Origin of the sequence: Micromonospora sp. NPDC051300 (genome assembly GCF_044455315.1) — a bacterium.
Lineage (GTDB): Bacteria > Actinomycetota > Actinomycetes > Mycobacteriales > Micromonosporaceae > Micromonospora > Micromonospora robiginosa.
The window spans coordinates 21582-33408 of record NZ_JBITEP010000036.1; the positions used below are offsets into that span (position 1 = coordinate 21582).

Below are 11827 nucleotides of genomic sequence, written 5' to 3' on the forward strand. Positions count from 1 at the left end.
GGATCTCGGTGTTCCCGATACGCATGTCGTCGACCTTCCCGTCACAGCTCGCGCAGCCGGGGCAGCAGCTCCTCCTGGGCCCAGTCGAGGAACATCGGCTGGCTGTCGCCGCCCACCTGCACCAGCGCCACGTGGGTGAAGCCGGCGTCGACGAACTTCTTGAACGCCTCGACGTGCCGTTCGGTGTCCGGGCCGCAGGAGATGCCCTCGGCCACGTCCTCCTCGCGGACGAACTGGGTGGCCGCCGCGAACGCGTCCGGGTTCGGCAGGTCGGCGTTGACCTTCCAGCCCATCCCGAACCAGCGGAACTGGTCGTGCACGATCTTGCGGCACTCGTCCTCGTCCGGGCCGTAGCAGATCGCCACCTGGCCGTAGCGGGGGCGGCCCGCGCCGCCGGCCTCCTCGTACATGTCGACCAGGTGCGACAGCGGGTCGGTGGCGATCATGGCGTCGGCGTACTCGGCGGCGAGGGTGGCCGACTGCCGGCCGGACGCGGCCACCGCCATCGGCACCGGGTGCTCGGGCCGGTCCCACACGTACGCGTCGGGCACGTCGAAGTGGTTGCCGGAGAACGTCAGCGTCTCGCCGTTGAGCAGCGGCCGGATGATCTGCAACGCCTCCTCGAACATCTCGTGCCGCTGCTGCACGTGCGGCCACCCGCCGACCACGTGCTCGTTCAGGTTCTCCCCGGCGCCGAGGCCGAGCGTGAACCGCCCGTCCGAGAGCACGCCGATGGTGCTGGCCTTCTGCGCCACCACCGCCGGGTGGTAGCGCCGGATCGGGCAGGTGACGAACGACAGCAGCTCGGGCCGGGTGGTGGCGTGGGCGACCGCGCCGAGCACCGACCAGGCGTACGAGGAGTGGCCCTGCGACTCCAGCCACGGGTAGTAGTGGTCGGACATGACCAGGTGGTCGAAGCCGGCCGCCTCGGCGCGTACGGCGTGGTCGACCAGGTCCTTCGGGCCGGCCTGCTCGCACATCAGGGTGTAGCCGACGTTCACCATGGCGCCTCTCCTTCCGGGTGGATCGTCCCGGGATACCCCGCCGGGCGAGAGTCAACCTTGACGGGCGGTTTGATGCTGCCTACAGTCCGCCTTAACCGGTTCAGGCCGGGAGGCGCACCATCCTGTGGTGGGGATGACCGCCCCTGCGGCGGCCCGTGCAAGGCGGGCCGCCGCAGGACTTAACCGGTTGCCTTCGAGGGTTCATCGGCCTACGCTGATGGCGGCGTCCGGGATGTCGCCACCTCTTGAGGACAGCCATGAAGAAGATGCTTTCCGTCGCGGGCGCCGCCCTGCTGACGGCACTCACCGCCGTGTTCGCCTTCGGGCAGCCGGCGCAAGCCGCGACCGGCTTCTCCGTCTCCAACGGCCGGCTCTACGACGCCAACGGCACCGAGTTCGTGATGCGCGGCGTCAACCACGCGCACACCTGGTACCCGCAGCAGACCAGCTCGTTCGCCAACATCAAGGCGCTCGGCGCGAACACCGTCCGGGTGGTGCTGGCCACCGGCGACCGCTGGACCAAGAACAGCGCCGCCGACGTGGCCAACGTGATCTCGCTGTGCAAGGCCAACCGCCTCATCTGCGTGCTGGAGGCGCACGACACCACCGGCTACGGCGAGGACGGCGCGGCCACCACGCTGGCCAAGGCCACCGACTACTGGCTGAGCATCGCCGACGTGCTCAAGGGCCAGGAGAAGTACGTCATCGTCAACATCGGCAACGAGCCGTTCGGCAACCAGGGCTACGGCGCCTGGACCACGGACACCTCGAACGCCATCAAGCGGCTGCGGGCCGGCGGCCTCACCCACACGATCATGGTGGACGGCCCGAACTGGGGCCAGGACTGGTCGTTCACCATGCGCGACAACGCCGGCACCGTGTTCAACGCCGACCCGCAGCGCAACACCGTCTTCTCCATCCACATGTACGGCGTCTTCGACACCGCCGCGGAGATCACCGACTACCTGGGCCGGTTCCGCAACGCCGGGCTGCCCGTCGTGGTCGGCGAGTTCGGCTTCAACCACTCCGACGGCAACCCCGACGAGGACACCATCATGTCCTACGCCCAGGCCAACCGGATCGGCTACCTCGGCTGGTCGTGGAGCGGCAACGGCGGCGGCGTGGAATACCTGGACATGACGACCGGCTTCAACCCGAACCAGCTCACCAGCTGGGGCCAGCGCATCTTCGCCGGGGCCAACGGCATCACCGCCACCTCCCGCGAGGCGTCGGTCTACGCCGGCAGCTCGCCCAGCCCGACGACGAGCCCGAGTCCGACGACGAGCCCGAGCCCGACGACGAGCCCGAGCCCGACCACCAGCCCGAGCCCGACCACGCCGCCGACCACCACGCCCCCGCCGGCCGGTGGCTGCACCGCCAGCTACAGCGTGGTCAACTCGTGGCAGGGCGGTTTCCAGGGCGACATCAAGGTGACCGCCGGCTCCGCCGCGATCAACGGCTGGACCGCGACGTGGACGTTCGCCAACGGCCAGACCGTCAGCCAGTCCTGGAACGCCACGCTCAGCGGCAGCGGATCGACCTACACCGCCCGCAACGTCGACTACAACGGCCGGCTCGGCGCGGGCGCCAGCACCACGTTCGGCTTCATCGCGAGCTGGAACGGCACGAACGCGACGCCCGCGGTGACCTGCGCCGCGAGCTGACCGACCGCGCATGGGGTGGCCGGGTCCGCACGGACCCGGCCACCGTCCTGCCGGTACGCCCTCAGCTCGGCGCGGTCGGATCGTCGCTGGCCCACCGGCCAGTCGGCGCGGTCGGGTCGTCGGCGGCCCACCGGCCAGCCTCCCGTCGGCACCTGTCGAGCTGAGGGCAGCGACGACTCAGCCCTCCGCCGCCGCAGCCTCGATGCCGCCGCGCCGACACCCGTACCGTTCCACTCGCCGCCCCGGCGGGGCGTGGGTGGAACGGTACGGGTGTCTCCGGCACTCTGACACACCCATGACGTTCCACCCGCTCGCCGGCTGGGGCGTGGGTGGGACGGTATGGGTGTCTCCGGGGCGGGGCATCGTCGGAGTTCCCGTATCCCTTGACCACCGGGGCGAGGTGCGGGCGTACCGGCCGGGCTGCCGTACGATCTGGCGCGCGTCGGGCCGACCGGTCCGGTGCGACAGTCGGGAGGGGACACGATGAGTGAGCCGGGGACCAGGGGACGGCCGTCGGGGCTGGTGATCGGGTCGCTCGTGGCCATCTCGTTCGGGACCGTCTTCATCATGGTCAACAGCGGTGGCCTGCCCGCGCCGTGGCCGCTCGTGGTGCGGATCGCCGGCCTGCTGGTCGCCGCGCTGCTCCTGGTCGGCCTGTTCCGGGTCGCCCGGCAGGCGCCGCCGGCCGCGCAGGGACCGGAGGCGGCGGGCTTCATGGACCGCCGCTACTGGATCGTGGTGGCGCTGGAGGCGGTCGCGCTCTTCGGCGGCCTCGCCGTGATCAACAATGTGTTCGACCGGCCCGAGGTGTCGGTGGCCTGGGTCGCGGTGGTCGTCGGCGTGCACTTCTTCGGCCTCGCCGCCGTGTGGCGGATGCCCCGCTACCACTGGCTGGGCGCCGTGATGACCGCACTCGGCCTGGCCGGCTTCCTCACCTACGCCCTCGGTGGTGACGCGGCGGCGGTCGGCCTGGTCTCGGGCGTCGGCTGCGGCGCGGCGCTCTTCGCCACCGTCGCGTTGGCACTCCGCGACACCACCCGCCGCGCTGGCTGACCCCACCCGTCCCAAGCGGGAGGGTGGTGGACGGTGGCGGCCGGGCGGGGCGGGACGTGGAGACCCGGTCAGGCGGAGGCCAGGCGGGCGGCGCGGGTCAGCAGGTATTCCTGTTCGGGGCCGCTGGTCGTCCTCGCGGCGGCGGCCCGGTAGTGGGTCACCGCCGCGTCCCGGTCACCGGCCATCTCGTGCAGGTGGGCGCGGGCCGCGTCGAGCCGGTGCGAGCCGGCCAGCCGGGGGTCCGCCGCCGGACCGGCGAGCGCGTCCAGCCCGGCGGCCGGGCCGTGCACCATGGCGGTGGCGACGGCCCGGTTCAACGCCACCACCGGGCTGCCGGTGAGGCGTTCCAGCACCCGGTAGAGCGCGAGGATCTGCGGCCAGTCGGTCGCCGCCGCGTCCGGCGCCTCGTCGTGCAGCGCCGCCACCGCGGCCTGGAGCTGGTACGGCCCGACCGGCCCCCGGCGCATCGCATCGGTGACCAGTGTCGTGCCCTCGGCGACGGCGGCGGTGTCCCAGCGGGACCGGTCCTGCTCGGCCAGCGGGATCAGCTCGCCGGACGGGCCGGTGCGGGCGGCGGCGCGCGCCTCGGTGAGCAGCATCAGCGCGAGCAGCCCGGCCACCTCGCTGTCGGTGGGCAGCAGGCGGTGCATCTCCCGGGCCAGCCGGATCGCCTCCTCGCACAGGTCGACGCGCCGCAGGTCGTCGCCGAGGGTGGCGGTGTGTCCCTCGGTGAAGATCAGGTAGAGCACGTGCAGCACGGCGGCGAGCCGGGCCTGCCGGTCGGTCGGCTCGGGGAGCCGGAACGGCAGGCCGGAGTCCTTGATCCGCTGCTTGGCCCGGCTGATCCGCTGCGCCATGGTGGCCTCGGGCACCAGGAACGCGCGGGCGATCTCGGCGGTGCTCAGGCCGCCCACCGCGCGCAGCGTCAGCGCGATGGCCGACGGGGTGGTCAGCGTCGGGTGGCAGCAGAGGAAGAGGAGCACCAGCGTGTCGTCCCGGTCGCCGGTCAGCGGCTCGTCGGCGGCCGGCGCGGTCCGCCGGTCGTCGCCGGAGCGCCTAGCCGCGCGTTCCTCCCGGTCCCGCCGGGCCGTCTCGGCCCGCACCAGTTCGATCATCCGCCGGTACGCGACCTGGGTGAGCCAGCCGCGCGGATGCTCCGGCAGCCCGTCGGCGGGCCACTGCCGGGTGGCCGCCAGCAGCGCCTCCTGCACCGCGTCCTCGGCGGTGGCGAAGTCCCCGAAGCGGCGGGCGAGCACGCCGAGGACCTGCGGCGCCAGCTCGCGCAGCAGGTCCTCGACGGCGTGGTCGACCAGGGTCACATCTCCTGCGGCGGGCCGGACATCACCGGGTGCACCTCGATCGGCATGTTCAGCGGCCGGCCGCCGGGACCGGGCGCGGTGGAGATGAACGCGGCGATCTCGACCGCCCGCTGCGGGGTCTCGCAGTCGACGATCCAGAAGCCGGCCAGGAACTCCTTGGTCTCCGCGAACGGTCCCTCGGTGACCACCGGCGCGCCGTTCTCGCCGGCCCGGACGATGCGGGCCTGCGGCGGCCCGCCCAGCCCCTCGCCCTGCACGAACTCGCCGTCCGCCACGAGTTTGGCGTTGACCTCGCCCATGAAGTCGATGTGCGCCCGGAACTCCGCCGGGGTCCAGGTGTCCACCGACGGGAACTCGGCCCCGGCGGCACTGAACTGCATCAGCAGCATGTACTTCACGACTCGCTCCTCACGCCCGAGCACCGATTGTCGGTGCTTCCACCCACGGGTAGAAGCCGCCACCCCGGTTCTCTACATCGGCGGGCGAAGAATCCGAGAATGGTGGTCACGCCGCGACCGCGGTCGCCTCCAGCTCGACGAGCACGTCGGGTTCGAAGAGGTGAGCCACGCCGATCAGCGACGCCGGCGGCAGCGGACGGGGCAGGTCCAGTTCCTCGGCGACCGACTCGATCCCGGCCATGAACGGCCCGATCTGCTCGGGCGTCCATCCGGTGACGTAGAAGGTCAGCCGGACCACGTCGTGGAACGAGGCGTCGACGCCGGCGAGGGCGCGGCCGGTGTTGCGCAGCACCTGCGCGACCTGCCCGGTGAGGTCGCCGGGCGCGACGGGCGTGCCGTCGCCGAGCCGGGCGATCTGGCCGCTGACGTGGATGTGGCGTGACCCGGTGGCCACCGCGACGTGGTGGTAGGGCGTGTGCGGCTGAAGATCGTCGGGGCTGAGCAGGGTTACGGACATCAGGTCTCCTCCGAATGCGGTGTAGCGGTTTACTATTGATACCTAGTTGACGGAGGACACTTCAAGGAGATCTGGTTTCATGCGCGATACCGCCACCCCCCGCGCCGACGAGCTGCGGATCGACGCACCCCACCGCGAGCTGCTCGACCAGGTGCTCGACAAGTGGTCACTCAGCGTCCTCAACGAGCTGTGCGAGCGCCCGTGCCGCTTCAACGAGCTGCGTCGCGCGATCCCGGCGGTGACGCAGAAGTCGCTCACCGCGACGCTGCGGCGCCTCGAACGCAACGGCATCGTCGAACGCCACGTCGTGGCGACCCGGCCGGTCGCGGTGGAGTATCGGATCACCCCGCTGGGCAAGACGTTGCGCGCGCCGATCGACGCGCTCCTCGACTGGGCCGACGCGCAGCTACCGCGGATCGAGCAGGCCCGGCGCGCGTTCGACGCCGCGGTGGACTGACGCTCAGACCGCGGTGACCTCCAGCAGCAGCGCCTGCTCCGGGTGCAGCGCGGGCAGGTGCAGGCCGACCGTGGCCAGCACCGACCCGGGCAGCGTCACCCCGGCGTCGGACGCCAGCCAGCCCGGCGGCGTCAGTTCCAGCAGGGCCGGCTCCGGCACCCCGGCCGGCGGGCGCACCCGGTAGCGCCGGGCCGGGTCCAGCCCCGGCAGTCGCACCGCGCCGGGGACCTGCGCGACGGAGGTGGCGACCCGGCTGACCGCGTACACCGCTTCGGAGCGGTCGTGGGCGACGACGCCGTGGGCCTGCACGGCATCGTCCGGGTGGTCGACCCGGACCACCCGGCCGCCGTGCAGCAGCGGGCGCAGCCGCTTGTGCAGCGCCACCCAGGCGGCGAGTTCGGCCCGCGTGGACGCGTCGATCGCGCTGATGTCCCACTCGATGCCGTGGTGGCCGAAGAGCGCGGTGACCGCCCGGAAGCCGAGGTCGTGCACCCGGTGGGTGGTGTGCGAGCGGTCCGGGCCGATGTGCGTGCCGATCAGCTCCGGCGGGAGCAGCAGGCCGGTCCAGCGTTGGACGGCCAGGCGTTCCAGCGCGTCGTTGCAGTCGCTGGCCCAGACCCGGTCGGTGCGGCGCAGGATCTCCAGGTCGACCCGGGCGCCGCCGGACGAGCAGCTCTCGATCTCCAGGCCCGGATGCCGGGCGCGCAGCTCGTCCAGCAGCCGGTAGACCGCCAGGGTCTGCGTGTGCACGCCGGGCCGACCGCCGTGCCCGGCCTCGGTCAGGTCCCGGTTGTGGTCCCACTTCAGGTAGTCGATGCCGTCGTGCTCGCCCAGCACCGCGTCGAGCCGGCCGAGCAGGTACGCGTACGCGTCCGGATGGGCCAGGTCGAGCACCTGCTGGTGCCGCCACGCCGGGGGTAGCCGGCCGGGCGCCTGGAGCACCCAGTCGGGGTGGGCGCGGAACAGGTCGGAGTCGGGATTGACCATCTCCGGCTCGACCCAGAGCCCGAACTGCATGCCGTGCCCGCGTACGTGGTCGATGAGCGGTTGCAGCCCGCCCGGCCAGACCTGCTCGTCGACCCACCAGTCGCCGAGCCCGGCGAGGTCGTGGCGCCGGCCGCGGAACCAGCCGTCGTCCAGCACGAAGCGCTCCACGCCCACCTCGGCGGCCCGGTCGGCGAGCCCCCGCAGCCGGTCCAGCTCGTGGTCGAAGTAGACCGCCTCCCAGACGTTGAGCGTCACCGGCCGGGGCGTGCGCGGATGACCCGGCCGGGCGCGCAGGCTGGTGTGCAGCACGTCGCTGAGCCCGTCCAGCCCGTCGGCGGAGTGCGCCGCGTGAAGCAGCGGGGTGGCGTACTCCTCGCCCGGCTCCAGCACGATCTCGCCGGGGGCGAGCAGCTCGCCGCCGCCGAGCGTGGCGTCGCCGGTCGGGCGTCGCTCGGCCGCCGTGACGTGGTCGCCGCTCCACGCGGTGTGCACCGCCCACACCTCGCCGTGCCCGAAGCCGAAGCCGGGCGTGCCGGCGACCAGCAGCAGCGTGGCGTCGTGCCCGGTGCGGCCGTGTCGCCCCTCGCGGACCCAAGCGCCCATCGGCCACGGGTGCCGCTGCGGCGCGCGTTCCCGGCACCAGCGCCCGGTCAGGTCGAGCAGTTCGGTGGCGACCGCCGGCACCGGCAGCACCGGCGTCAGCTCGCGCAGCTCGTAGCGGCCGTCGCCGTCGTTGCGCAGCCGGTGCCGCACCGTCAGCAACCCCGCCGCGTCCAGCGCGATCTCGACGGTCAGGCTCAACCCCGCGCCCTCGTCCACCGCCCGCACAGTCGCAAGGAGGGGCCCCCTATTAACGCCTGGTGCGGGTAAAGGGGCCCCTTTTAACACCTCGTGCCCGCCTGCGGTGCCGTCCGGCTGTGGAGGCGGTGGGGGAACGTCGTGCACGTCGACGTCGACCAGGCGGAACGCGGTGGACCAGTCCCGGCCGTCGCGGTGGCCGGCCAGCCCGGGCCGGCCGCTCCAGCCCGCGCTCGCCTCGGGCAGCAGCGACAACACGGTGGGCTCGTCGAAGCTGCTCGGCACCACCGGCGGGACGGTGGCGTCGACCAGTCCGGGCAGGTCGTCCGGGGACAGCGGTCCGAGGTCGGCACCCCAGTGCACGACCCGGGGCAGCCCCGGACCGCGCGCGTCGAGCACCAGGCTGGTCCGCGCGCGGCGCAGGTGGACGATCGTCATCCCTTGGAGGCTCCCAGCGTCAGGCCCCGGACGAACTGCTTCTGCAACAGGAAGAAGATCACCAGGGTGGGGATCGCGACCAGCACCGAACCGGCCGAGACGAGGTTGTTGTCGGTGAAGAACTGGCCGCGCAGGTTGTTCAGCGAGCTGGTCACCGGGAACTTGTCGCCGCTGCGCATCAGCACGGTGGCCCAGAAGAACTCGTTGTAGATCCAGGTCACCTCCAGCGTGGCCAGCGCGGCCAGGGCCGGCCGGCACAGCGGCATGGTCACCTGCCAGTACTGCCGCCACACGCTCGCCCCGTCGACCATCGCCGCCTCGTACAGCTCGTGCGGCAGCGCCTTCATGTAGTTGCTGAGCACGAAGACGCAGAAGCCGCACTGGAACGCGACGTTGACCAGGATCAGCCCCCAGTAGCTGTCGTAGAGCAGCTCCGAGTCGCTCATCCAGGCCGGCAGCGGGATCTCGGTGAACATCCGGAACAGCGGGATCAGCAGGGACTGCTGCGGAAGCAGGTTCGCCGCGGTGAAGAGACCGAGCAGCGCGATGTTGAGCTTCCAGCTGAACCGGGCGATCACGAACGCCACGCACGAGGCGAGGAAGAGCGTGAGCAGCACCGCGGGGACGGTGATGTAGACCGAGTTGAGGAAGTGCTTACCGAACTCGGCGGTCTCCCAGGCGGTGACGTAGTTGTCGATGGTCCAGCCGCCGAACGACACGTAGCCGTGCACGGCGGTGTACTGGTAGGAGCGGAACGAGGTGAGCACCGCCCAGAACAGCGGGAACAGCCAGCCGACGGCGACCGTACCCAGGAAGACGTGCAGGACGACCCGGGCGGGCCGCACCGGCCGGCGGCGCCGGGGGGAGACGGCGGTGGTCATCGCTTGCCCTCCCGCATGACGGTCCAGAGGTAGACGGTGATGAAGACCAGGGAGACGGCCAGCATGATGGTGGCCAGCGCGGAGCCGAAGCCGATGCGGCTCGCCTCGCCCACCACGTTCTGGGTGACCAGCGCCGAGATCAGTTCCAACCCGTTGCGGCCCTTGTTGATGACCCAGACCAGGTCGAACGCGCGCAGCGACTCGATCACGGTCACCACCAGCACGATGATGTTGATGGGGCGCATCACCGGGAAGACGACCCGGAAGAACGTGCTGGTCTCCGAGGAGCCGTCGACCGCGGCGGCCTCCCGCAGCGACGGGTCGACGCCCTTCAGGCCGGCCAGGTAGAGCAGCATGATGTAGCCGACGTGCCGCCAGCCGGCGGCCACCAGCACCGCCCAGATGTTGACGTTAGGGTCGCCGTACCAGTCGGTGTCGCCGCCGAACACGCCGTTGAGCAGTCCCTGGTCGCGGCTGTAGATGAGCTGCCAGATGAAGCCGACGAGCGCCAGCGAGAGCACCACCGGCAGGTAGAGCGCGGTCTGGTAGAACCGGCTGCCGCGCAGCTCCTTGTCCAGCAGCACGGCGAGGAACATGCCGAACGGGGTGGCCACCACGAAGAGCGCGGCCAGCCAGAGCAGGTTGTTCTGCACCGCGGGGACGAACGGCGGGTAGTTGTTGACCACGTCGTCGTAGTTCTTCAGCCCGACCCAGTCGATCTCGCCGAGCGGGCCGATGCCGTCCCAGTTCGTGCCGGAGAGCAGCACGGTGGCCGCCGCCGGCAGCCAGACCAGGCCGAGGACGAGCAGCAGGGGCACCAGCACCATCAGCGTGATCACCACGCGGTCGGTGCGGGAGAGAAGCCGTAGCCGGCGGCCGCGGCCACCACCCGTGGTGGTGGTCGCGGCCGGTGGCGGCACGGCGCGATCCGCTTGGATCAGGGGCAGGTCGGACATGGTGTCCTTCCCCCTTCCGCCGTCAGCTGGTGAAGATCGACTTCTTCTGGTTCTCGACGCTGGTGAGCATCCCGCCGATGTCCTTCGGGTTCTTGATGAACTGCTGGAGCGCCGGGATGATCACGGTGGAGGCGAAGTCCGGCCGGGTGTCCCGGTCGAGGAACTGTGCGATCTCGGTGGCCGAGCCGACCAGTTCGGCGGCCTTCTTCTGCAGCGCGGTGTAGCCGGCGGTGTCCGCGCCGCTGTTCGCCACCAGCGTGCTCGGGTCGTTCTTCACCGTGATGTTCGCGGCGTCCTTCGAGCCGAGGTAGGTCAGCAGCTTGGTGGCGGCGTCCTTGGACTTCGGCTTGCGGGCCATCATGTAGCCGTCGATCGGCGCGTCCAGGGCCTTCGCCCCGATCGTGGAGTCGACCTCGGGGAACGTGAAGAAGTCCAGGTCCTCCAGGTCGGCGCCGCTGAACTGCTGGCCGACGAAGAGGCCGAGCAGGTACATGCCGCTCTTCTTCTGCTGCAACGACTGGGCGGCCTCCTGCCAGGTGCGGCCCAGCGAGTCGGGCTGGTGCAGGGGGAGCAGGCCGGCCCAGGTGTCGAAGACCTTCTTGACCTTGTCGGAGGTCCAGGCCTCCTTGCCGGCCATCAGGTCGACGTGGAACTGGTAGCCGTTGATCCGCAGGTTGAGGATGTCGAACGTGCCCATCGCCGGCCAGCCGTCCTTGTCGGCGAACGCGATCGGGTTCAGCCCGTCCTTCTTCATCTGCGCGCCGAGCGTGTTGAGGTCGTCGAGCGTCTTGGGCACCTGGTAGCCGCGCTGTTGCCAGACCGACTTGCGGTAGAAGACCGCCCACGGGTAGTACGACGCCGGCACGAAGTACTGCTTGCCGTCGTCGCCCGTGGACGCCTTCTTGAACGCGTCGGTGTAGCCGTCGAGCTTGCCCCAGACGTCGCTGAGGTCGCCGGCCAGGCCCTTGGCCGCGAAGAACCGCATCCGGTAGCCGGCGAACCAGGTGAACACGTCGTCCGGCTTGCCCTGGAGATAGTTGTTGATGTTCTCCTGGAACGTGTTGTGGTCGACCGTGTTGATGTTGACGGTCACCCCGGAGGACGTCTTGAAGCCGTCCATCACCTTGGCGACGACGTCCTTGGGCTTCGGGTCCGACTGGTTCGAGCCGAGCGAGACGCTCTTGGCGTCGCCGCCGGAGTCGGAGTCGGAGTCGCCGCAGCCGGCGAGCGCGCCGGTGCCGAGCAGCGCGCCCGCGCCGGCCGCGCCGGCCAGCAGCGAGCGCCGGTTCAGGCCGGCGACGGACGGGGGTACGAGCCGGGCGAGGTACTCGGCCTGGGAGCGGGGACGGGACATT

General features: G+C 71.4%; 11 protein-coding genes. 3 read left to right on the plus strand and 8 right to left on the minus strand.

The window, feature by feature from the left end; all coding sequences use genetic code 11:
* Positions 1-41: 41 nt before the first annotated feature.
* Entirely contained in the window at positions 42-1004 is a 963-nt protein-coding gene (locus ACIA5A_RS27550) for a TIGR03557 family F420-dependent LLM class oxidoreductase (protein ID WP_396767342.1), read from the minus strand.
* A 257-nt stretch (positions 1005-1261) separates the two neighbouring features.
* Here ACIA5A_RS27550 and ACIA5A_RS27555 point away from each other — a divergent pair, with 257 nt between their 5' ends.
* Positions 1262-2668 (plus strand): cellulase family glycosylhydrolase, encoded by a 1407-nt coding sequence (locus ACIA5A_RS27555; protein WP_396767343.1) that lies wholly within the window; start codon positions 1262-1264, stop codon positions 2666-2668.
* A 483-nt stretch (positions 2669-3151) separates the two neighbouring features.
* On the plus strand, positions 3152-3721 hold the full coding sequence (locus tag ACIA5A_RS27560; RefSeq protein WP_396767344.1) for a hypothetical protein: 570 nt from the start codon (positions 3152-3154) through the stop codon (positions 3719-3721).
* Between the two features lie 68 nt (positions 3722-3789).
* On the opposite strand, the gene ACIA5A_RS27565 is transcribed toward ACIA5A_RS27560, so the two are convergent.
* The 3 genes from ACIA5A_RS27565 to ACIA5A_RS27575 form a co-directional block, all read right to left on the minus strand.
* Positions 3790-5034, minus strand: a complete 1245-nt coding sequence (locus tag ACIA5A_RS27565; protein WP_396767374.1) for an RNA polymerase sigma factor — start codon at positions 5032-5034, stop codon at positions 3790-3792.
* A 2-nt stretch (positions 5035-5036) separates the two neighbouring features.
* Positions 5037-5429: a YciI family protein gene (locus tag ACIA5A_RS27570; protein WP_396767375.1), complete on the minus strand. Its 393-nt coding sequence runs from the start codon at positions 5427-5429 to the stop codon at positions 5037-5039.
* A 115-nt stretch (positions 5430-5544) separates the two neighbouring features.
* A complete protein-coding gene (locus ACIA5A_RS27575; protein ID WP_396767345.1) occupies positions 5545-5955 on the minus strand; it encodes a RidA family protein in 411 nt (136 codons plus the stop codon).
* A gap of 79 nt (positions 5956-6034) precedes the next feature.
* On the opposite strand from ACIA5A_RS27575, the gene ACIA5A_RS27580 reads away from it, so the two are divergent.
* A complete protein-coding gene (locus ACIA5A_RS27580) occupies positions 6035-6412 on the plus strand; it encodes a winged helix-turn-helix transcriptional regulator (protein WP_396767346.1) in 378 nt (125 codons plus the stop codon).
* Between the two features lie 3 nt (positions 6413-6415).
* Here ACIA5A_RS27580 and ACIA5A_RS27585 read toward each other — a convergent pair whose 3' ends face one another.
* From ACIA5A_RS27585 to ACIA5A_RS27600, 4 genes are read right to left on the minus strand one after another with little or no spacing between them, the layout of a single operon-like run.
* Positions 6416-8635 carry an alpha-galactosidase gene (locus ACIA5A_RS27585; protein ID WP_396767347.1) on the minus strand — a complete coding sequence of 740 codons (2220 nt, stop codon included), beginning with the start codon at positions 8633-8635 and terminating at the stop codon, positions 6416-6418.
* Positions 8632-9516, minus strand: coding sequence for a carbohydrate ABC transporter permease (locus ACIA5A_RS27590; protein WP_396767348.1), 885 nt, complete (start codon positions 9514-9516; stop codon positions 8632-8634). The genes ACIA5A_RS27585 and ACIA5A_RS27590 overlap by 4 nt, the downstream gene beginning before the upstream one ends.
* Positions 9513-10472 (minus strand): carbohydrate ABC transporter permease, encoded by a 960-nt coding sequence (locus tag ACIA5A_RS27595; protein WP_396767349.1) that lies wholly within the window; start codon positions 10470-10472, stop codon positions 9513-9515. The genes ACIA5A_RS27590 and ACIA5A_RS27595 overlap by 4 nt, the downstream gene beginning before the upstream one ends.
* 22 nt (positions 10473-10494) lie before the next feature.
* Positions 10495-11826, minus strand: a complete 1332-nt coding sequence (locus ACIA5A_RS27600) for an ABC transporter substrate-binding protein (protein ID WP_396767350.1) — start codon at positions 11824-11826, stop codon at positions 10495-10497.
* Position 11827: the final 1 nt, after the last annotated feature.